22 protein-coding genes are annotated in these 21,128 nt (G+C 57.2%); 10 read left to right on the top strand and 12 right to left on the bottom strand.

What is annotated here, in order from left to right:
- The first annotated feature begins 6 nt into the window (after positions 1-6).
- Complete coding sequence (locus GQF00_RS12405) at positions 7-2,049, top strand: YncE family protein (RefSeq protein ID WP_237440512.1); 2,043 nt, start codon at positions 7-9, stop codon at positions 2,047-2,049.
- Between the two features lie 34 nt (positions 2,050-2,083).
- Here the strand turns inward: GQF00_RS12405 and miaB are convergent, their stop codons facing one another.
- Positions 2,084-3,421 (bottom strand): tRNA (N6-isopentenyl adenosine(37)-C2)-methylthiotransferase MiaB, encoded by a 1,338-nt coding sequence (miaB, locus tag GQF00_RS12410; protein WP_161319475.1) that lies wholly within the window; start codon positions 3,419-3,421, stop codon positions 2,084-2,086.
- 96 nt (positions 3,422-3,517) lie between these two features.
- On the opposite strand from miaB, the gene GQF00_RS12415 reads away from it, so the two are divergent.
- From GQF00_RS12415 to GQF00_RS12435, 5 genes are all read left to right on the top strand, one after another.
- Positions 3,518-4,099 (top strand): SCO family protein, encoded by a 582-nt coding sequence (locus GQF00_RS12415; RefSeq protein WP_161319476.1) that lies wholly within the window; start codon positions 3,518-3,520, stop codon positions 4,097-4,099.
- Positions 4,100-4,109: 10 nt separating this feature from the next.
- Positions 4,110-4,526 carry a copper chaperone PCu(A)C gene (locus GQF00_RS12420; protein WP_370519497.1) on the top strand — a complete coding sequence of 139 codons (417 nt, stop codon included), beginning with the start codon at positions 4,110-4,112 and terminating at the stop codon, positions 4,524-4,526.
- Positions 4,527-4,606: 80 nt separating this feature from the next.
- Positions 4,607-5,833 (top strand): carbohydrate porin, encoded by a 1,227-nt coding sequence (locus GQF00_RS12425; RefSeq protein ID WP_161319477.1) that lies wholly within the window; start codon positions 4,607-4,609, stop codon positions 5,831-5,833.
- Between the two features lie 12 nt (positions 5,834-5,845).
- On the top strand, positions 5,846-6,268 hold the full coding sequence (locus GQF00_RS12430; RefSeq protein WP_370519498.1) for a hypothetical protein: 423 nt from the start codon (positions 5,846-5,848) through the stop codon (positions 6,266-6,268).
- A gap of 222 nt (positions 6,269-6,490) precedes the next feature.
- Positions 6,491-7,429: an endonuclease/exonuclease/phosphatase family protein gene (locus tag GQF00_RS12435; RefSeq protein ID WP_161319478.1), complete on the top strand. Its 939-nt coding sequence runs from the start codon at positions 6,491-6,493 to the stop codon at positions 7,427-7,429.
- A gap of 140 nt (positions 7,430-7,569) precedes the next feature.
- Here GQF00_RS12435 and GQF00_RS12440 read toward each other — a convergent pair whose 3' ends face one another.
- The 3 genes from GQF00_RS12440 to GQF00_RS12450 all read right to left on the bottom strand — a co-directional run bounded on the left by GQF00_RS12440 (position 7,570) and on the right by GQF00_RS12450 (position 10,151).
- Positions 7,570-8,274, bottom strand: coding sequence for a TorF family putative porin (locus GQF00_RS12440; RefSeq protein WP_161319479.1), 705 nt, complete (start codon positions 8,272-8,274; stop codon positions 7,570-7,572).
- Positions 8,275-8,482: 208 nt separating this feature from the next.
- The gene (locus tag GQF00_RS12445) at positions 8,483-8,953 is read right to left on the bottom strand and encodes a hypothetical protein (protein WP_161319480.1); all 471 of its coding nucleotides are present in this window, start codon (positions 8,951-8,953) and stop codon (positions 8,483-8,485) included.
- Positions 8,954-9,104: 151 nt separating this feature from the next.
- Positions 9,105-10,151: a M14 family zinc carboxypeptidase gene (locus tag GQF00_RS12450; protein WP_161319481.1), complete on the bottom strand. Its 1,047-nt coding sequence runs from the start codon at positions 10,149-10,151 to the stop codon at positions 9,105-9,107.
- Positions 10,152-10,571: 420 nt separating this feature from the next.
- Between GQF00_RS12450 and GQF00_RS12455 the strand changes: the two genes are divergently transcribed.
- On the top strand, positions 10,572-11,276 hold the full coding sequence (locus GQF00_RS12455; RefSeq protein ID WP_161319482.1) for a hypothetical protein: 705 nt from the start codon (positions 10,572-10,574) through the stop codon (positions 11,274-11,276).
- Here GQF00_RS12455 and GQF00_RS12460 read toward each other — a convergent pair.
- The gene (locus GQF00_RS12460; RefSeq protein ID WP_237440513.1) at positions 11,176-11,637 is read right to left on the bottom strand and encodes an isoprenylcysteine carboxylmethyltransferase family protein; all 462 of its coding nucleotides are present in this window, start codon (positions 11,635-11,637) and stop codon (positions 11,176-11,178) included. The genes GQF00_RS12455 and GQF00_RS12460 overlap by 101 nt on opposite strands.
- 318 nt (positions 11,638-11,955) lie before the next feature.
- Between GQF00_RS12460 and GQF00_RS12465 the strand changes: the two genes are divergently transcribed.
- Positions 11,956-13,422 (top strand): PhoH family protein, encoded by a 1,467-nt coding sequence (locus GQF00_RS12465; RefSeq protein WP_161319483.1) that lies wholly within the window; start codon positions 11,956-11,958, stop codon positions 13,420-13,422.
- 118 nt (positions 13,423-13,540) lie between these two features.
- Here the strand turns inward: GQF00_RS12465 and GQF00_RS12470 are convergent, their stop codons facing one another.
- On the bottom strand, positions 13,541-14,542 hold the full coding sequence (locus GQF00_RS12470; RefSeq protein WP_161319484.1) for a hypothetical protein: 1,002 nt from the start codon (positions 14,540-14,542) through the stop codon (positions 13,541-13,543).
- A 148-nt stretch (positions 14,543-14,690) separates the two neighbouring features.
- Here GQF00_RS12470 and GQF00_RS12475 point away from each other — a divergent pair, with 148 nt between their 5' ends.
- A complete protein-coding gene (locus tag GQF00_RS12475) occupies positions 14,691-15,371 on the top strand; it encodes an OmpW family protein (RefSeq protein WP_161319485.1) in 681 nt (226 codons plus the stop codon).
- 363 nt (positions 15,372-15,734) lie between these two features.
- On the opposite strand, the gene glpE is transcribed toward GQF00_RS12475, so the two are convergent.
- Both glpE and rhlB read right to left on the bottom strand, forming a co-directional pair.
- Positions 15,735-16,055, bottom strand: coding sequence for a thiosulfate sulfurtransferase GlpE (gene glpE / locus GQF00_RS12480; RefSeq protein WP_161319486.1), 321 nt, complete (start codon positions 16,053-16,055; stop codon positions 15,735-15,737).
- Complete coding sequence (rhlB, locus tag GQF00_RS12485; protein ID WP_161319487.1) at positions 16,048-17,286, bottom strand: ATP-dependent RNA helicase RhlB; 1,239 nt, start codon at positions 17,284-17,286, stop codon at positions 16,048-16,050. The genes glpE and rhlB overlap by 8 nt, the downstream gene beginning before the upstream one ends.
- Positions 17,287-17,451: 165 nt before the next feature.
- Between rhlB and GQF00_RS12490 the strand changes: the two genes are divergently transcribed.
- The gene (locus GQF00_RS12490) at positions 17,452-17,721 is read left to right on the top strand and encodes a DUF1145 domain-containing protein (protein ID WP_161319488.1); all 270 of its coding nucleotides are present in this window, start codon (positions 17,452-17,454) and stop codon (positions 17,719-17,721) included.
- A 115-nt stretch (positions 17,722-17,836) separates the two neighbouring features.
- Here the strand turns inward: GQF00_RS12490 and GQF00_RS12495 are convergent, their stop codons facing one another.
- From GQF00_RS12495 to GQF00_RS12510, 4 genes are all read right to left on the bottom strand, one after another.
- Positions 17,837-18,427, bottom strand: coding sequence for a DUF938 domain-containing protein (locus tag GQF00_RS12495; RefSeq protein WP_161319489.1), 591 nt, complete (start codon positions 18,425-18,427; stop codon positions 17,837-17,839).
- The gene (locus tag GQF00_RS12500) at positions 18,427-19,266 is read right to left on the bottom strand and encodes an SDR family oxidoreductase (protein WP_161319490.1); all 840 of its coding nucleotides are present in this window, start codon (positions 19,264-19,266) and stop codon (positions 18,427-18,429) included. Before GQF00_RS12500 ends, GQF00_RS12495 begins: the two co-directional genes overlap by 1 nt.
- Before the next feature lie 222 nt (positions 19,267-19,488).
- A complete protein-coding gene (locus GQF00_RS12505) occupies positions 19,489-20,235 on the bottom strand; it encodes a 1-acyl-sn-glycerol-3-phosphate acyltransferase (protein WP_161319491.1) in 747 nt (248 codons plus the stop codon).
- 89 nt (positions 20,236-20,324) lie between these two features.
- Complete coding sequence (locus GQF00_RS12510; RefSeq protein WP_161319492.1) at positions 20,325-21,047, bottom strand: START domain-containing protein; 723 nt, start codon at positions 21,045-21,047, stop codon at positions 20,325-20,327.
- Positions 21,048-21,128: the final 81 nt, after the last annotated feature.

A 21,128-nucleotide genomic window follows, 5' to 3' on the forward strand; every position in this document is an offset into this window, starting at 1 on the left:
GTCAAGATGAAGCGGGAATTACAGTGGTTGACGGGGTTTACAGTGGCAGCGACCCTGACAATGGCCGGGTGCGGCGGTAACGGCTCCAGTAACAGCAACAGACAGCCCTCGCCTCCCAGCGCCCGTTCGGCGCCTCTTCTGGTGGTCCATAACGGGACGGGGAACAAGGGGGTTATCGACCGTCTGGGACCCAATCTTGCTGTGGAGGCCAGTTTCCAGTCCGATGCCAATGAAGGCATCGTGCTTGACTTGCTGGGCAACCTGTATGGCGCCAGTGACATCACGGCGTCTCCCAGCCAGTTTCAGGTGGTCCATAAAGCCTCGTCTCGCCTGGATGGGGCCATGAGCAATCTGGCACTGGATCGTGCCGTGGCTGCGCCGGGCTCCACCAATTTGAAGGGCATTGCCATTGCTCACCAGGCGGGGCTGCTTTTCGCCGCCAACGTAGGTGGTAACAGCATCGAAGTGTATGGCACGGCAGCGGGGGGCAGTGCCACGCCGTTGGCGACTACCGCTCTGCCCGGCAATGCCTGGGATCTGGTCTACAACGAAAGCCAGGATCGCGCCTTCCTGGCCATGACCAATGGCACGGTGCTGGTGATCGATAACTATGTTGCCGGTGACTTTTCCGCCATGAACGCTCGCACCATTACCCCTGGCGATGGTATGACGGTCTCTAATATTCATGGCATTGCCTACCGGGCTGATATCGACACGCTGGTGGTGAGTGATGTGGGCGATGCCGGGGTGGCAGATGATGGCAAGATCTATGTGATTTCCAGCGCCAGCACTGCTGAGGGAATGGTGACGCCGGATCGCACCCTGGCTGGCCCGTCTACGTTGTTGGGCAATCCGGTAGACCTGATTCTGGAGGGGAACCGGGCCTTTATCGCTGAAAAATCCAATGATGCCATCCTGGTCTACAACAATATCTTTGTCGGCGAGTCCGGCGATGTGGCGCCGTCCCGGGTGGTGGACTCGGTGAAACCGGAATCCCTGGTCCGTGATGCCACGGTGCCTCTGGGCGAGGATGTGTCCGACATTGATGACACCCGCATCGCCATTGACGGTGTGCTGGTAACCAGCAACCCGCCATTGATGGGCGAGCCGGATGTGGTGGTGCTGGATACGGCGCTTTCCGGTATTGCCCGCAGCTTCACGGTGGGTGAATCGCTGGAGAGTGTCAGCGTGAATCAGCTGGGTGATGTGTACTTGACTGCGGATGATGGCACCAATACCAAGGGGATACTGGCCGTGATCAACCGTCTCGGCGTGGCCCGGGACGGTGAGATGTTCTCGCTGAGTCGTGATCGCATGGTGAGCGGCTCTAACACCGGCCTGGTCAGCCCGAAAGGCTTCGATGTGGCCGACGGCTTGGGGCTGGTGCTGGTCACCGACAATGGCGACCCGGCAGTGAAGGTGTTTGGTGCCCAGGCTGGCGGCAACGTGGCGCCGTTGTACACGACCGCGCTAAGCGTAGCGCCATGGGATCTGGATTATGACCCGGACAGCGATACCCTCTATGTGGCTCTGGTGAATGGTACCGTGGCGGTGTTCGAGGATTACAGTGTCGACCGCGGCACCGGTGGCCCCGACCGCACCATCACGCCAACCATCGGCGGCATGCCCGTGGCAGCACCCACCAACCTCCATGGCATCGTCTACGTGGCGGACCGCAAGGCCCTGATCGTGTCTGATGTGGGCAGCGGTGCCAACCCCACTGACGGCAAGCTCTACGTGATCGAAAAGGCTGACCGCGCCGACGGCAATACCCCGGTGGTGATCAGTATTGATGATGGCGACAACAATGCGGTGGGCAATACACAGCTGGGCAACCCGGTGGATATCGCCTGGGATGGCTCAAGCCTGTATGTGGCAGAGAAGTCCCAGAAGCAGGTGTTGCGTTTCGACAACCTGTTCAACAGTGCCGGTGGCGATGTGACGCCGGATGCCAGCTTTGCCCAGAACAACCCGGAATCGGTGGTGTTGCTGCCGGACTATCTGGCGCCAGCGGGGGACAATGACGGGCTGTTGCAAAGCAACCCGTAGTTAGCCTGAACCAAGACAGTCGCAATCCGGGCGTTTAGCCCGGGTTGCGCGGATCACTGCCCAACAGTGAATTGCTGTAGGCCTCGGCGATGGTTACATCCACAAACTTGCCGATCAGGTCGGTATCGTCACAGCGGAAGTTTACTACCCGGTTATTCTCGGTACGGCCTTTGAGTTGGCCGGGGTCCTTCTTGGAAAAACCGTCCACCAGAATGCGCTGGGTGCTGCCCACCATCTTGCGGGAGATGTCCTGGGCGTTCTGGTTGATGCGTTGTTGCAGAATGGCCAGACGCTGCTTCTTTACCTCCATGGGCACATCATCGGGCAAGTCTGCTGCCGGAGTGCCGGGGCGGGCGCTGTAGATGAAGCTGAAGGACATGTCGAAGCCAATCTCGTGGATCAGATCCATAGTGTCTTCGAAGTCCCGGTCGGTCTCTCCTGGAAAACCGATGATAAAATCAGAGCTGAAGGAAATGTCCGGGCGAATACGCTTGAGCTTGCGCAACTTGCTCTTGTATTCCAGCACCATGTGATTGCGCTTCATCATTGCCAGAATGCGATCGGAACCGGATTGCACAGGCAGGTGCAGGTGGCTGACCAGCTCCGGCACTTCTTCGTATACCTGAATCAGGGCATCGGAAAATTCCACCGGGTGGCTGGTGGTGTAGCGGATACGGTCGATGCCGTCGATATCCCGGATCAGCAGAATCAGGTCGGCCAGGTCGAGGGTTTCGCCACTGGCGCCCTTGCCCTGATAGGCATTGACGTTCTGCCCCAGAAGGTTGACCTCACGCACGCCCATTTCCGCCAGATGCTCGATTTCCGCCAGCACCGGCTGCACCGGGCGGCTGACTTCCTCGCCACGGGTGTACGGCACCACGCAGAAGGTGCAGTACTTGGAGCAGCCTTCCATGATGGAGACAAAGGCGGATGGGCCGTCGACGCTGGGTTCAGGCAGGTTGTCGAACTTTTCGATCTCCGGGAAGGTCACATCAATGGCCAGCTCCCTGGTGCTGGCGGCCTGGGTGATCAGGCCGGGCAGGCGATGCAGGGTCTGGGGACCGAAGACCACATCCACATAAGGGGCCCGCTCGCGGATGGCGTCCCCTTCCTGGCTGGCCACGCAGCCGCCCACGCCGATAATCATGTCGGGGTTGGCGTCTTTGAGCTTTTTCCAGCGACCCAGCTGGTGAAAGACCTTTTCCTGGGCCTTTTCACGGATCGAACAGGTGTTGAGCAGCAGGACATCCGCTTCATCGGGGTTGTCGGTCTGCTCAAGGCCGTGGCTGGATTCGAGCAAATCCACCATGCGGGTGGAATCGTACTCGTTCATCTGGCAGCCATGGGTCTGGATAAACAGCTTGCGTGCCAAGGGGCACCTCCATCAATGGGCGGCAAGGCCTGTTTGGCCTTGCCTAACCGCTGAATCGCGTCAAAATGGGCGCGGATTATACCAACCGGAGCGATCATGCGAAAACTGCCGTACATCCTGCCATTTCTGCTCATGCTTCTATTGGCCGGATGTGACAAACCGGAAAGTGATTTGCCGGTAAATACACGTCTGGGCGGTGAGTTTACGCTTACCGACCATAATGGCGAGCCTTTCAGTGATTCCGATTTGAAAGGGCAGGTATCGATACTGTTCTTCGGCTATACCCATTGCCCGGATATTTGTCCGGCAGTACTGGCGCGGGTGGCCCAGGTGTACCGGACCCTGGATGAAGCCGGTCTTGCAGGCCAGGTCCAGCCCGTGTTCGTCACCTTTGATCCGCAAAGGGATACGGCTGCACACCTGAGGGAATACCTGCCCTGGTTCAAGGCGGACATGATCGGACTCACCGGCTCCCTGGACGAGATTCGCCAGGTGGCGGAACAGTTCGGAGTGGTATTCATTAAAGGTGAAGAGACCAAAGGGGATGAGGGGGCTGGCTATCTCTTTACCCACAGTGACTATATCTACCTGCTGGATGATCAGGCGCGGGTGCGCAAGCTGTATCCGGCGGATTTCAATATTGATGAGGTGGCAAGTGATGTGGAAAGTCTTCTCTAGAGTGACGGGTGTGGGCCTGGCAATGCTGCTGGCGGGCAACGCGCAGGCTGATCTGGTGCTTAGTGATGCCTGGTTGCGTGCGGTGCCGCCGGTTTCGCCGACCATGGCAGGCTATGTCACGGTGACCAATAACGGAGAAACGCCGGCGATTATTACCGGGGCGCATACCGAAATTGCCGGGCATGTGATGCTCCATGACATGGCCACGCAGAAAGACGGTACTCGCAAGATGCGCCATCTTTCCCGGGTGGAGATTCCGCCGGGAGAGAGCGTCTCTTTTGCGCCGGCGGGCATACACTTGATGTTGATGCATCTGTCCCGGGTGCCAGTGGAAGGGGAAAGCGTGTCCATTTGTATCGAGCAGGGCCCGGAAAGCGCTGTATGCAGTGATTTTCAAGTGAGCAGGACGTCCCCTTTTGACGCTTGATGTGTCCACAAAGATCCGCATAATGTCACCCGTTTGTCGTATTTCTTTATAATGAAAACGACGTAGAAGATGGGGCGATCATGAAAAGAACCATATCAGCCGCGCTGATGCTGGCGCTGGGCACGGGTCCGGCCTTGGCGGAAACGGCGGACAATAATATCGAGCAACAGCTCAAAGAGTATGAGCAGCGTTTGCAGCGCCTGGAGCAACAGGAGCTGGACGGAGCCATCAACGAAGAACAGCGAATTACCATCAACGGTTTCCTGTCAGCCGGTATGAGTCAGGCTGATGCCCCGACTGAGACTGGCAATGCGTCCTACGTGGATGGTTCCGGCAAAGACTGGAGCCATGACTCTCTCACCCGTGCCGGGGTCCAGTTCAACGCCAAGATCAACGAAAAGGCGCAGGCAGTGGTTCAGCTGTTTGCCTCTGGCGAGGACGATTTCGATGCTGAAATCCAGTGGGGGTATCTGGATTACGAGATTACCGAGTCTGTCAGTGCCAAGGCCGGTCGAATCGTTGCGCCTTTCTACATGCATTCCCAGTACGTGGATGTGGGGTATGCCTACCCTTGGGTGACCCCTCCGGCAGAGGTGTATCTGCTGGCACCGGTTAAAACCATGGAAGGGATGGAGCTTGCCTGGTCCTTCGCCACTGGCCCCGTGTTCCATCGCGTTTCCGGTTTTTGGGGCTCCAGCACCGTTGATGGCGGTGCCCGTACGAGCAATGCGCAATTTCAGGCCGACGACCTCAGTGGCATCAATCTGACTAGCCGCTGGAATGACTGGACCTTCCGTGCGGCCTATTCCGGTGCCTCTGTCACCGTGCCGCAGGATGACCTGGATATGTTGATCCCGGCTACAGCTCTGGGATTGAGCATTGACGATGTTTACACCTACTTTGCCGGGGCCGGACTGCAGTTTGACAACGGCAGCTGGTTCTTCGCCACGGAAGTGGCACAGCTGAGCTTCGGCAACTGGTATCCCTCCAGTGAAAGCGGTTATGTCACCGCGGGGAAATATCTGGGCAAATGGATGCCGTTGGTGACCTGGGCAGCGGTCTACCCCAAGAAACTGGATGATGATCTGCCGCAAGCCTTGAATGATGGTCTTGCTGAGCGCCAGAAGAGCTGGACGGGGGGGCTGCGATATTCGTTGACCGATTCCATAGCCCTGAAAGGGGAATATAGCTATTACTACGATTTCGCAGAGGAAGACGTGAGCACCACCGGCTTCTTCGTAACCGATAGTCCGCTGAAAGACGACCATGCATCCGTGGTTCGCCTGTCTGTCGATCTGGTTTTTTAAAGGGGAATTACGGTGAAGAAAGGATTGTTAGCCAGTTTCCTGATTGCAGTCGGAGTCTTATTTGGCGGGGTTGCACTAGCCGGTCCGGTAGTCGTGGTCAGTGCCGACAGCACGATTGGCACCCTGTCCAAAAGCCAGGTCCGACAGTTGTTCAATGGCCAGTTGCGACGGGTATCCGGCGTGGCCGTCAAGCCGCTTGATTTGCCCGGTGGCGGGGCAACCCGTGATGACTTTTACAGACAAGTGATTGGCAAGTCAGCGGAGCAGATGAAAAGTTACTGGGCCAGGATGATCTTCACTGGCCGAGGCATGCCGCCCCGGGAAGTCTCCAGCGAGCGCGAGCTGGGGATGCTGGTAATCAGTGATCCTGCGTTTGTCGGCTATCTGGAAGAAACCCGGGTGCCATCGGGTATGAAGGTGGTGTATCGCCCTTGAATAAGGAGTAGCCCGGCTTAACACCGCCGCGCTTTGCGGGCTGATGCTCCAGGGCCGGTGGTGCTAGGTGAGTGTCGGGTGGCGAAGGATTCAATAAACGGGGGCATGTCAGCACTGCCGGGTTCCGTCCTTTGAAACTCGAAACTCCCTCTCGCTATTTCCTACTCTGAAATCAGTGATTGTCCACTGTCTCCTCCGCCAGTCAGACCCTAAACTGTGGTCATGCGACTGATACTGATATTGCTTGTCCTGCTTTTTGCTGTTCCGGTTCAGGCGGATTGCCGGAATCTGGAGGCTCCCCGTGGTGTGTCTGCACCGGCCGAGAATCAATTGACACTGGCCACACTGAATCTGTGGCGATTACGGGATGAGCGCAAGGATGCGGATTTTGATGATCCGCTTTCTCCCTCGCTGCTCTCCCAGCGCCTGGATGCCATTGCCAGAACGGTGGCGGATTCCCTGAACGCTCCGCACCTGTTGGCCGTGCAGGAAGTGGAGAACCGTGCCCTGCTGGATTCGCTGGCGGCGCGTCTGGCTCGTCGGGGCTGGCAATATCGAACCGTGCTACTGGAAGGCAATGATCCCTCGGGAATGGATGTGGGGCTACTTTATCGTGCGCCGGTGGCACTGAATGGTGCGGATGCCCTGTTCGCCAGTGAACGCTTTCGTGGGCACCACCTGTATTCGCGTCCGCCACTGAAAGTATCAATCCGCGAACCGTTTCGTGCTGATCTGGTGGTGGTACACCTGCGCAGCGCGCGGGATCTGAAATCTTCCCGGGTGTTCGAGAAGCGCAGGCGTCAGGCAGCGACACTGGCCGCATGGGCAGAAGAACAGGAGGCCCCGCTTATCATTGCCGGAGACTTCAACAGCACCTGGGACGCAGGCCGTTTTTCCGATAGTTACCAGCATTTTTCCGCTTCGGGCTTGTTCAATGTATGGCAGAAGCTGGCGCCCAATGAACGATACAGCTATCGCCACCGGTGCCGCCCCCAGGCGCTGGATCACATCTGGGTGTCTGCGACGGTGAAAAGCCGGGTTGAGGCCGTGGCTGTCACCCGTGGCAATGCCGGACGCTACAACGCCCTGTATGGCTCAAACGGGGTGTCACCCATTTCCGATCACGAGGCACTGGTGGTGTATTTTTCAGAGGGAAATTAAAAGCAAGGTTTTGCGTGTTGCGTGGGGGCTAGCGGATTGACTAAAAAGACGCCGCGGGGTTGCTTGCGTGTTTGCGAGGACCAGGGAGAGCCCCGCGGCGTTGAAACGTTGGGCGGCCTAAGCCGCCCGTGTGTTCTGTCTTACAGGGCGAATTCGTAAGCAACGCTCAGTACGACATCGTCGTCCCAGGTGTCTACGCCTGCTACATCTTCCTGATCAACGATCTTGGAAGCAGTGAAGGTGAATTGATCAGTCACTGCATAGCTGACATCGACATGGGTGTAATCGGCGAGAGTGCCATCCACTTCCGGGTCACCGTCAAAGTCATAGTAACCGGCAGTGATGCCGTACTTGTCGTAGCCATAGCCCAAAGCGAAGTAATTGTCTTTGTTGTCAGTGGCGTCGTCACCGTGATCCACTTCGCCAACACCGATAAACGCGTCAGCGCTGAAACCTGCGAAGCCCAGACCGAGGTGCACTTCTTCGAAGTCTGCACTGGACGCCGGTGAAGCAGCGGTAGTACCACCAGTGGTGTAGTTGTAGTCAATGTAGCTGATGTCGTAGCTCAGGCCTTCAATTTCACCACCGAAACCTGCGTACAGATCGTACTCGGTATCATCGGTTTCAGAAGACGCCCAGGCACCAGCATAGAGACCGGAAGCGTGGGAGTAGTCAACGCTACCGTAGACCGCAGCACCGTCGGTCAGCTGCTGGCCACGCCACAAGTACTGGCTGGACGCACCCAGTGTTCCGCTGACTTCAGCAGCAGCGATGGCAGGCGCCATGCTGGCAGCGACAACAGAAGCGGCCAAAACGGTTTTCTTCAGGCTAAATACGTTTTTCATTTGCAACCCTCTTAACAAGTCTAATTCGTTCAGTGTGCGCTGGTGACGCACCGCCTTCTTCGGCTCGCATGAGATATTGCAGAGAGTGTGCCAACTATTTTTTATCTAATTAAAACAGCGGCCTAGCTATCGAGGAAGGAGGAAAGAGTAGGTTAAGTGATGCCTGGGGTGCGCAAAAATGGTGCTGCGCACCGCATTGGTGCAACCGTTATGGGCACTGCCAGTCGATTTGCACAGCATCGACGTTCGCCCCCGAGGCGTCCTCCAGCGACAGCCCACACTGACCCTTGTCGTACACAAAGTGCGCGCGGTACTGGGCATCGGCCTGAGGCGAAAATTGCAGGGCAACACGGCAGCGGTCGCGACTGTTGTCCGCCTGGCGACGGTTGTAGATCACTCCGATGCGGCTTGCGTGGCTGGTAGAGAGGGTTGTCGTGACCTGTGGGCTTTTCTTCATGGTCTCCAGCAGCTCGTTCAGGGCGTCTCCGCTCATCGGATTCTGTGATATCGCATATTCGGTGGGCTTGAAGCCTTTGCCGGGCACGCAGACGACAGGCTGGGCGGCGGTGTTGTTACTGGTAAACGTGATCTGGGCGGTGTCGCCAGTGGCAGGCGCCTGGTAGTTGAGGTGCTGACAGCCGGCGAGTAGTGCCAGGGGAACGAAAATCAGGGCTTTCATGGTGTGTCCTTTTTAAGGCGTTTTGCGAAGTGTAAGTCAGCCGGGCGGCGGACCCAATGGCTAAGCAGCTGCAAAGTCGGGGCCATGGTTGGATTGGCAGGTTTTTTTTTATCAAAGGGTGGCGGTGGTGACGGGAAATCCAGGGTTCCTGTCAGTCTGTTTCTCCAAACCAGTGCACAGCAGCCTGGTGAGTCAGTGTGGATTTTTCCCGCGTCGTGGGCAGCCAGCTGCCCGCATTGGCTGTCATGGCGGTGAGAAATTCAAACAGCGGCAAATGCTGACGTAGCACCCGGTGATGACGATGGGAAATGACCGGGTTGAAGTAGCCAAAGAAATCCAGCATCTGGCGAGGGTTTTTGCGTACCCAGAGCCAGGACCCCATTTCCAGTGTGAAGGGCAGAAAAGTATGGGCCGGGGCCCGTTCCTGGGCATCATCATAAAGATAGTCCCAGAGATCCCCATGGGTGGTGTAGTTGATGGACTGAGGCTCAATCAGATAGGGATGGTGATGGGGGTAGGTCTGTTCCAGAACCTGTTTCAGCCGGAACACCTCGCCGATATGCGGAATCGGGCGATGGGAGCGTGCATAGCAGCACCAGATCCGGTCCCGTCGACCAAAGCCGCTGTGGCAATCAATACTCATGGAGAAGGGCGCCGGGAACAGTTTCTCCTGTACCACCCGGATCATGGCCTGGGCTTCCGGCTCCATGGGGGCGCCGCTCTTGCCCCGATACCAGGGCAGATGCCGGCTGATGCGGTGACCGCCGACCAGAAACGGGACTTTGCCCATGGCATCCACCGGCGCGTTGCGCATCAGATCCACGCCATTGGGGTTGCTGCGGGTGCGCTTCCAGATGCCGCCAGGGTTGATCATTGGCATGAATACCAGTCTGACCTGTTCCAGGCGGCGATGCAGCTGATCATCCCACTGCAGGCGGTGGATCAGACTATGCAGCCAGGACATCAGCACCTGGCTGCCGATCCGTTCCACCCCGTGCACACCGCCGAAGAAACCAATGACGGGCACCCGCGGTGATGTGGAGCCCATCTCGATGACTTTCACTGGCAGGGAAAGCTCCCCCATGGGCACCTGATGCACCGTGCTCACTCGCAAGTGCCGCTCCCCCTCACGAATCAGCGCTTCCAGATCCAGCATTTCCGGGAGGTGGCGTTGTAGCAGATAGAGTCGGTCTTCCATAGGTGAGGGGCACACAGGGCGCGGAAAGTGTCGGAAAGGTTACCGTAGCGAGATAACAGAAATGTGACGGACGGGACTCCCTTCTCTCCACGAAGCCGCTGTAGGAGCGGAGCTTGAGCCGCGATCCGAGCCTAAGCGAGGAGTGAGTTTAGAGTTACCACAAGCGCGTTTCGAAAGGCAAAACCGCACACCTCTTTCTCGGCAGCTATCTTTGGATTTTCGCAATTCGTGACTCGAAAATCGCCTCTGGAATCCTTACCTCGCCAAGGCTCGGATCGCGAGCAGGCTCGCTCCTACAGCGGCTTCGCAGATTTGCGGGAGGCGCCGTCATCAAACCGTGACGTTGTTGTCAGCGATCTGTCACTCGACAGGCATAGCGTGCTCTCAACGGGATCAATCAGAAATCTGGGAACGTCTGCGATGACACTCACTCTGGATTCTGCTTTTACCCTGCGTACCGGGGATATCCTGCTGTTCTCGGGACGCGGTCTGACCAGTGAGGTGATTCGGGTATTTACCCGAAGCGCCTGGAGTCATATCGGCATGGTGGTTTTTCTGCCCGGTAGTGCCGAGCCGCTGGTGCTGGAGTCGACCACCCTCGGAGAGTCGGAGGATGTGCGGCTCGGGAAGCCGGTGGCAGGGGTATCGCTGGTGTCCCTGGCCAGCAAGCTGCAGGACTATCCTGGCTCCGTGGTGGTGCGTCGCCGTCATGGCCCCGATTTAACCCCCCGGCAGGAAAAGTTGTTGCAGCGCCTGCTGCGGCGGCTCATGCATCGCCCTTACAAGAATTACCTGCTTTGTAACGCCATTGATGTGCTCACCGGATTCCAGCGCAAGCCGGACCAGCGTGGCTGGTTCTGCTCCGAGCTGGTGGCAGAGCTGTATCGCAGGCTTGGCTGGCTACCCAGAGACACGCGGGCAAGTACTCTGGTGCCGGGTCATTTCGGTTCCCGATATATGCGACTGCAGAACGGCAAGCTGGGGCAGGCGCATTGGCTCAAGCAGGGACCGGGAAGTCAGCGGATCAGATCCAGCGTCGGGTTTTGCGGCAGTAGTCCTTCCACGCCTCAGCAAACCTTTCGGCATGAAACGCCTCTTCCGCGGCAATTACATGGGAATGGATAACCCAGACCACGGGAATCAGCATCAGCATCATGCCGGCGCTGTGCTGGCTCAGCGCCATGGCTGCCGCCAGACAGGTGAAACCCAGGTAAATGGGATTGCGACTCAGGGCAAAGATACCGGTTGTCAGCAAGGTGCTGGCGGCCCGGTGGGGCATGACTGTGGTTTTTGCCAGCCGTAACTGAATGGCGGCAGCGAGCACCAACAGTATCCCGATAACGGCCAGTGCCAGTACCAGCCACTGGTCGCCGGCAAAGCCAACGGGAGGAAAGTGAATGGCTCGGTCAAGGCCATAGCCCATCAGCAGGCCGCCGAGGTAGAGCGCTGGCGGGGGCATCATTACCTGTGGGTGTTCGAGAGACATGGGCGCCGTCTTTGGGTTGTCGGGTCGGGAGCCTAGTGTAGCGAAGAGAGACAACGGACAGAACGGGCGGATGAGCCGCTGACGAAAAAGTTTTCGGGAGTAACTATTGATCGATTCAAAAAAACTGGGTTATGGTAATTCCAACACCCGCCATAGCGGGAGTGATCGCGATCAAAAGCTGTAACAGCTTAATGCAACTGAACCGCCAAAAGGTATAAAACCAGGGCGGCAGGTGTAGGCGTCACTCTCGCATTTTCAGCGACGCCCCAGCCAGCTTCCCTACAATGCAACTAACGTGCACCTGCACAGGGGATACGCATGGAAGAGCGCGCGGCCAGACTCCACACCCTTTCCATCAACCACCACGCGAGCGCCAGCCAGAACGACAGCACCATCGAGCAAGAACAGAAAAAAACCTACGTTATCGACACCAACGTCCTGATCCACGATCCCAACTCCCTGCTGAACTTTGAAGAACACCGCGTGGTCATTCCCATGACGGTGCTGGAAGAACTGGACAAGCTGAAGAGCGGAAAGTCGCATACGGCGGCAGATTGTCGGGCTGCCATCCGGCAGATCGACAAGGTGCTGGGGCATTGCACCCCGGAGCAGGTTGAAGCCGGCATCCCCATTCCGCGCGGCCCGGATAATTCCACCCAAGGCACGCTGACGGTGCTGATGTCTTCCGTGGAAGACGTGAAATCCCCATTGCCGGACCATCTCAACGACAATCGAATCATCAATGATGTACTTGCCATGAAAGCCCAGGCACCGGATGAACGTTTTATTCTGGTGACCAAGGACATCAACATGCGCCTCAAGGCGCGGGCCTGTGGCATTGAGTCCGAGGATTATCACAACGATCAGCTGGTCACCGATATCAAACAGTTGACCCGCGGTTACTTCGAAGTGCCGGGATCATTCTGGGACCAGGTGACCCAGGTGGAGACCGAGCAAGACGGTGCGGATACGTTGCATTACCTGTCTCATGGTTTGCTTGTCAGCGAAATCCTTGGCGAGGAGGTATACCCCAATCAGTACATCATTGACGAGCAAGGCTTTGTCGGCCGCGTCATGAGTATCGAGAATGGGGTGGTGATGCTGAAGCACTACAAGGCGGACAGCATGCTGGAGCAGGAAGCTTGGGGCCTTAAGCCCATGAATATCCAGCAGGCCATCGCGCTTCAGTTACTGCTGGATCCGGATGTGCATCTGGTGAATCTGACCGGTGCCGCGGGGTCCGGTAAAACCATTCTGGCCCTGGCCGCCGCCATCGAAATGACCGTGGAGCAGAAACGCTTCAATAAGATCATCGCTACTCGCTCCACACCGCCGCTGGCGGAAGATCATGGCTTCCTGCCCGGTACTGAAGAGGAAAAAATGGATCCCTGGCTGGGTGCCATCAACGATAATATCGAAGCCTTGCACCTGAACGATGAAAATCCCACCGGCAGCATCCAATATGTGAAGGAGCGGGCCAATATCCAGTTCAAGGCCATGAACTACATCCGTGGCCGCAGTTTCCAGAAATCCCTGATCCTGATTGATGAGAGCCAGAATCTGACGCCTCATCAGATGAAGGCCATCATTACCCGGGCTGGGGAGGGCTCGAAGGTGGTGTGTCTTGGCAACCTGGCGCAGATCGATACGCCTTACCTGTCACCGACAAGTTCAGGACTGACCTACATGACCGAACGTTTCAAGCGATTTGTGCATGGTGGCTCGGTGCAGTTGAATGGTGTGCCGCGTTCATTGCTGGCGGAATATGCGGAGTCGTTCCTTTAATTAATAATGAATAGTTAATAACGCCGCGACCCTCATTGGGTTTAACCTGGAATGCAAGAGGCCGCACCCGTTTGGGTGCGGCCTCTTTGTTTTCAAAAAAAGAAAAAACTGGCTGGTGTTAACTATTCATTATCTTCTTGCACGTTTCAGACTCGTAAAAATCATCCAGCGACCAGGCAATAAACGGTTCCAGTACGCCTTGCTCCACCAGAACGGATGCGCCTTTGGCGAGGGCGGGGGCGGTGAATTCACGAATCTTTTCTTCGCTGATCTGCATGCCTGAAAGGATGTCAGTCAGCGATTTTTCGCACAGGGCCTCCACGGCAGCCTGGATGCCAACACGGATCAGGCGGCGGGTGTAATCAAGGCGTGCGCTCTCGTCACCGATCTGACAACCCTGTTCCACCAGCTCCTTGACGGTGCCAGCCGGAATCTGGGAAAGGTAGTCCGCTGGCTTGAGCGGAGAGACGCGACGATAGCCGTCGCGGGCCAACTGCTCGATACGCTCGTTGGTGAGCTGCCTGTTGAGCCATTGCTCACCGGTCTTGAGGGTTTCACGAATATTCTTCTGCAAATACCCGCGAATGGATTCCTCCATGCCGCCCATGGCTTTACCAACCACACTCTTGCGGCCCATTTTCATGACGCTGCTGACGCCAGGCAGTTTGGCCAGCGCGTTCTCTTCCAGCAGGAAATTCTTGATGCCGGTGTAGAGCATCTCGCTAACCATTTCGCTGACCAGCGGATGGTTCATGCCGGCATGAATCGCTTTTTCTCGCAGTGATTTTAGCTGCAGGGATTTCTCCAGCACCGCCTCGAAGTGTGCTTCGCTGAGTAACTCGCCAACCGTGGCGTCGTCCTGCTCGGCCGCCTTGATTACCGCCTCTGTGGTTTGCACGATGACGTCCTGCAGACCCTGTGCGCTGTTCGCTTCCAGTACCCACTGCTCCACTACCTGACACAGACTGTCACTGTCCACCAGGTTGCCAAGAGGGGTGTCACCCAGGGTGGTGCTGACCTGGATCATGATGGCTTGCCAGTGATCCGGATTTTGAAGTTGTTGGCAGAGATGTTCCTTGTGGGCGTCGCGCAGTGCGCTAATCAGTTCAGAAGACGACATAGTGACAGGCCTCGTTTTTATTGATTTGGAGCAATGCTCATTGTTGCGTGGAGTTGTTCAATAGCTGTGTAGAGTGAACGTTGACTATCTTGCCCGGCAATCGGGGCGTGGTCATTGACTGTATATTGCGTTATCAAAGGGGATCTGTATGCAACTGCGAGGACAAGTGAAAGGGGCGCTACTGCTAACTGGTATGCTGCTGGGGAGTCCGCTGATAGCCCATGAAGCGGGAGATTTTATTGTGCGTGCTGGCGCGATCAAGGTTGATCCCGATGTCAGCAGTGATGCCTTTAATCCAGCGTTGCCGGCTGTGGGGGGGCTGGAAGTCGATGTCGATGATGATACCCAGTTGGGATTGACGTTCGCCTATATGGTGAATGACTCCTTTGGCGTGGAGCTGGTAGGAGCTACCCCGTTTACCCATGACATTCTGCTCGATACCGGGGGCGGCGTTGTGATTGGCGAAACCAGCCATTTGCCGCCGACGCTGCTGGCCCAATACTATGCTCCGCAAGTCGGCCCCATGCGGGCGTATGTTGGTGCGGGTTTGAACTACACGATTTTCTTTGATGACAGTATCGATGATGCGGTGGTCAGCCCGTTGCTGGGTGGCGCTGACGCCGATGTGAAGCTGAGTAACTCCCTGGGCTTTGCCTGGGAAGTCGGTGCGGATTTCGACCTCACGGACCACTGGCTTTTCAATGTCAGTGTCTGGAACATCGATATCGATACCGAAGCAAGGCTGTACGTGAATGATGCCCGGGTAGACAAGATCGATGTAGAGATTGATCCGTGGGTGTATATGGTGGGGCTGGGTTACCGGTTCTAGTCACGCTGGACGTTTGAGGCCTGATGCCGGACGCAGGGAGGCGATTGGCGGATGGCCCAGGCGATACGACTTTGGCCATTCTGCGAAGCCGCTGCAGGAGTGGCCGTTCGGCCGCGATGCGAGTCCAGGCAAGGACTGCATTTCGAGCTGCGAGAAGCAAAACCAGATGCACGGAGAGAGGTTTGGCTTTCGATCTTGGAGACTGGATTCGGGAAGCCTTACTTTGCCGAGGCTTGGGTCGCTTGCTGGCAGGTTATTCGCTTCGGTCCGCACTGCGTGCGTTACTTCGCAGCGCCAGGTTCCTGCAGCCAGGGATAGCGAAATTTGGAGGCCCGTCCGGCTTATCGAGCGGGCCTTGCTGTTTCAAGCGTCAGGCGCTTCCAGTGTGTCCGGAAACTGTTGTTTGAACACCTCGTAGCCGCCATCCAGACTCACCGCTTGAAAGCCCTGCTCGGTCAACCAGTCCGCTGCCCCCTGGCTACTATTACCGTGGTAACAGTAAATCACCAGAGGGCGAGTCTTGTCGGTATCGGCAAGAAACTGATCCACATTGGCATTGCTCAGGTGCACGGCACCACCAAGGTGGCCGTTGGCAAAGCTGTGCGGATCACGAATATCTACAAACAGCGATTCGCCTGCGTCATAACGCGCCTTGCCTTCCTGAGGGCTAATGCGTTCAGGCATTGCTGGCTTCCTTTTCCTGCAGCAGGTCGGCTGGTGGGTATTCGCATTCCAGCTTCATGCTGATGGCGTTTTCCAGTTCCGGCAGCAGGAAGGCGTCGTCTTCGCAGGCGAAGCTTATGGACATGCCGCTGGCGCCCGCCCGGCCGGTACGACCGATGCGGTGTACGTAGTCCTCCGGGTCTTCCGGCAGGTTGTAGTTCACCACGTGGGATACGCCATCGATGTGGATGCCGCGACCGGCCACGTCGGTGGCAATCAGCACCTGCAGATCGCCGGAGCGGAATCGCTCCAGGGTTTTCATGCGCTGGTTCTGTGGCACATCGCCGGAAATCATGGAGACTTTCAGGCCTTTCTTCTGCAGCCTGTCGTTCACCCGGCGGGTGATGTCCCGACGGTTGGCGAACACGATGACCTTGTCCATGTTCAAACCGGTGATCAGGTTGTAGAGCAGCTTGAACTTGTCTTCGGTGTTGGTGATGTAGACCTTCTGTTCCACGGTTTCCGTGGTGACCTGGGTCGGCTCGATCTCCACGACTTCCGCGTCTTCGGTCCAGCGACGGGCCAGATTCATGACATCATCGTTGAAGGTGGCGGAAAACAGTTGAGTCTGACGGTACTTGCTGCGCGGGGTCATGCTGACAATGCGTTTCACATCGGGGATAAAGCCCATGTCCAGCATGCGGTCGGCCTCATCCAGCACCAGAAACTCGACTCGATCCAGCCACAGGTCGCGGCGCTTGGCGAAATCCAGCAGGCGCCCCGGGGTGGCCACCAGAATATCGATTTCGCGGGTTTGCAGACGTTCCTGCTGGCGGTTGAAGTTCATGCCGCCTACCACGCTCATCACCTGCAGGTCGGTGTATTTGGTCAGTCCTTTGGCGTCTTTCTCGATCTGCATGGCCAGTTCCCGGGTGGGGGCCACGATCAGGGCGCGGGGTTCGCCAGCGTAACGCTTTACTTCCAGCGGATGGTTGAGCAGATCGTTGATCACAGTAAGCAGGAAGGCTGCTGTTTTGCCGGTGCCGGTCTGGGCCCGGCCGATGGCATCGGCACCGGCCAGGGTGTGCTCCAGCACTTCGGCCTGAATGGGGGTGCAATACTGGAAGCCCAGATCCGCAATGCCGCGCATCAGGCGCAGATCCAGATCAAAGTCGTGGAAGCGGCGCTCGCCGTCTTTTTCGGGTACCTGGAATTGATCCAGGCTCCAGGCATTTGCCTTGTCTTTTTGCATGTATTCGCTCAGTCTGAATGCGAGTGATTGTTTTTGCTTTGTCTGCGTCAGGCAGAGTCGGCGTACGGGATCAGGGTGGTGTTTGTGATTGTCAGTGCACCCCGGCCCTCGCCCTAATCACGCATTGTAGAAAAAATAGCCAGCGCTGTCAGAGGATCTTTAGCGATGAACATCCTGCGTGGAGGCATTGTAGTGTTTTGGCTGGGGGTACTGTTAGCCATTTTCATGGATTTACCGGCCCCTTTCGACCGCTTGTTGCTGATTGCCGGTGCGGTAATCGCCTTTCTGCATCTGCTGGAACTCATGGGGTTTGCCTTCTGGATTCGGCGCCATGGCGTGTTTCACTGGCGAGATGGGCTGATGACCATGCTGTTTGGTGTGCTGTATCTGAAGCCGAGAATGCATGCGGTGCGCATGGCGGCACGGGTGCCGTAGCCTGGAGGCGTGTCCAGTATCCAGCCTGCTGCTGAGGTAGTGGGGGAGGAAGTGACGCGCTTATTTGATACACCAAGCCCGAGCAGGTGCTTCCCCTGTCAGGCACTGCCTTCAATTACCCAAACACCAGCACCTTGTTATTGGCCGGTAGGGCATGATCCGCCACCAGCCCCAGGCCATGGCGTGCAAACTGCGCCTCGATCCATGCCTGATCCCGAATGCCGCGCTGCGGGTCGATTTCCCTGAGCCACTGGTCGAAGCTGGCGTTGGATTCACTGGTGAAACGGCCATCCACATTGAAAGGACCATAGATCAGAAAGCGGCCACCCTCGGACAAGTGTCCGCAACCTGCGTCGATACAGCGCACAACCTGATCCGCAGACATGATGTGAAAGGTGTTGGCGGTATACAGATAGTCAAACCGCTCTTCAGGCCAATCCCCAGCCACATCCAGTACCAACGGCTCCAGGGCACGGCTACACGCATCCTGTAACCAGAGACGAATCCCCGGGAGGTTGGCGGCGACGTCGGTGGGTTGCCAGATAAGATGGGGCAGCTGCGCTGACAGCCAGGCAGCATGCTGCCCGGTGCCGGCGCCGATTTCCAGCAGCGTCCCGGCTGCCTGACAGTGCTGTTGCAGTACTGCCAGGATAGGCCCCTTGTTGTTCTCGCAGGCCTGGGAGAAGGGGCGCTCGCCGGAGGCCATTACTTCTTGGCCATGTACTTCTGGCCCATGGCGATCAGTTTCTGGTAGCTGGTGGGCAGCAGACGTTGCATGGTGTCCACTGCGACCGCATCAGAGCCAATCAGCACTCGACGCTTGTTGCCACGCACCCCCTTGAGAATGGTGCTGGCCGCTTCTTCCGGGGTGGTGCGGAACATTTTCTCGAAATCCTGGATGGATTGGTCCTTGCCAGCACCGGTAAGCTTTTCAGCGCTTGCGTCAAAACGGGCAGCCTTGGCGATATTGGTTTTGATGCCGCCGGGATGGATAGAAGTGCAGGATACCGGGCTGCCTTCCATCTCCAGCTCAATGCGCAGGGACTCGGTGAAGCCGCGGACGGCAAATTTGGCGGCGTTGTAGGCAGACTGGGTAGGGATGCCCACCAGGCCAAAGATGGACGAGATGTTGATGATATGGCCTTCGCCGGCCTGCTTCAGGTAAGGCAGGAAGGCCTTGGTGCCGTAGACCACGCCCCAGAAGTTGATGTTCATCAGCCATTCGAAGTCATCGTAGTTCATGTCTTCAACGGTGGCGCCAAGGGCCACGCCGGCGTTGTTGAAGATCATGTTGGCATAGCCAAAGTGGTTTACCACGTCATCAGCGAAATCATAGAACGCCTGACGGTCTGCCACGTCCAGTACGCGGGTCATCAGGCGATCCTCTGCCAGGCCCAGGTCGGAGGCAGTCTTTTTCAGGCCTGCTTCGTTAATGTCGGACAGGGCCAGCTTGGCGCCAGAAGCAGCCAGTTCCTGGGCCAGTGCGCGGCCAATCCCTGAGCCGGCACCCGTGATGACGGCAACTTTGTCTTTGAAATTCTTCATGATGACTCCTCGATTCGCTCCGCAAAGGAGACGTGATAACGGTTCGAGTTTCAAGCTGAACCTGCAGATGGCAGAAAGTGCTGCTCTCTGCAGGGGCTATTCAACGTTGGTTTGGCAAGGAGTGTAGACACTTTGTCAGTGCAGAATGGGCCAATACCGCCGGGTATGCTTCTCAGTGGCTGGCAGCAACGCCGGACCATGCCGGCGCTGGGGATATTCCGTTCAGGCGAGTACCTGGGGGCCGGGCTGGCTCAACGGCGCGGCGATGGCGTCGTGACTCAGCTGCATGAGCTTGTTCAGCTCGGTGTCGTCATGCCCACTGACTGGCAAGGGTGCGTGCAGGGTAAGGGTGGCCTGGTGGCCAGGCTGCAAGCGAATGGTGCCAGGAGGAAGAATGTCAAAGGTGCCGGTGAGAGTCACCGGCAGCACTGGCAGCTGGAGTTCCTGGGCCATCTTGAAGGCCCCTTTCTTGAACGGCTTCAGCTTGCCGTCGCGGCTTCGCGTGCCTTCCGGAAAAAACAGCACGCTGGCACCATTGTTAAGTCGGGCGCGGGCCTCATTGAGGCTGGCAATGGCGGCCTGCTTGTCGGACCGATCGATGAAGATATGGCCGAGCTTTTCGCAGCAAATGCCGATGATCGGTACCTTGCGCAGCTCATGCTTCATGACCCAGCGGAAATCCATGCCCAGATAGCCATACAGCACAAGGATGTCGAACTGGCTCAGGTGGTTGGCGACAATCACATAACTTTGGCCGGGTTGCAGGTCATGCCCGCCATATATATCCACGCGAACGCCACTGTAGAGCAGACACAGTTTGGCCCAGGGCACGGCGGTGTAACGGGCGACCCGGTCAGCAGGAAGAAAAGGAGTCAGTATCAGGCACACAAGCCCGCAAATCAGGGTGGTGGCAGCCATCAGCGGTACAAAGACCAGCCAGCTATAAAGAAAGAAAAGCAACCGTGACATGGCGGTCCTCTCCGATTACCAGTGAGGGGCTATGGTAACGGAGAGCTGGCCGAAAATGACAGGGTGATAATCACTTTGTTACGTTTTCATTATTTGTTCTGGCTGGCCACGCTGCTGGCGTTGTCTGGCCGGCCCGGCCCATTGAGCTTGTCCAGATAATCGTAGTAGTGGTTCTGGTATTCGGGCTTGCGGATGATCCGGCGAAGCCGTTCCAGCGTGAAGTAGGGGGCATCGCGCAGCAGGATGTTGGCAATCCAGGCGGGGATGTAGCCGCCGGGATCGAGGATCAACTCGTAGGTCATCTCCACCTGGTTGTCCCCCAGACGAACAAAGCCCAGCTTTCCCCACATTTCCGGGAAGCGGATATAGTCGTTATTGGGAGGCAGGGCGTCGGGCTGATTGATCAGCTCGATCATCACAGACTGCTGCTCTTCGGTCATTTTTTCGTGGACATCGGCCTGCAGGACCGCTTCCCTGTCAGCCAGCGGCCAGGGCAGCTGGGTGGTGAAGCGAAGACTGCGATCCAGGGGGCCCCTGCGATCAAACTCTTCGGCGCTGTCCACGAAATGCAGCCATTTGGGAATCGACGGATAGTCGTTCAACACCGCGACCAGTGCATATTCGTCTTTCAGCTCGAAACGGGTAACACCGCGAAAGGTTTTCAGGCGGGATTCGTCCCGGTGCTTCATGTACACCTGGATGTCATTTCGGTCACTGACCAGTTTCCAGTCCTGTAGGTCATCCTCTGCGTGAGCAGCTGACAACACCAGCAGACAAAGAAGCGCCAACCCGATCTGTACAAATCGTTCCATGGTTGGAGTATTAATCCTTAATGTTATTTTTGGCATATCAACTGCAATCATTATGACACCAATCACGGGGAGATGGACATA

Origin of the sequence: Alcanivorax sp. DP30, assembly GCF_009882945.1 — a bacterium.
Classification (GTDB): Bacteria; Pseudomonadota; Gammaproteobacteria; order Pseudomonadales; family Alcanivoracaceae; genus Alcanivorax.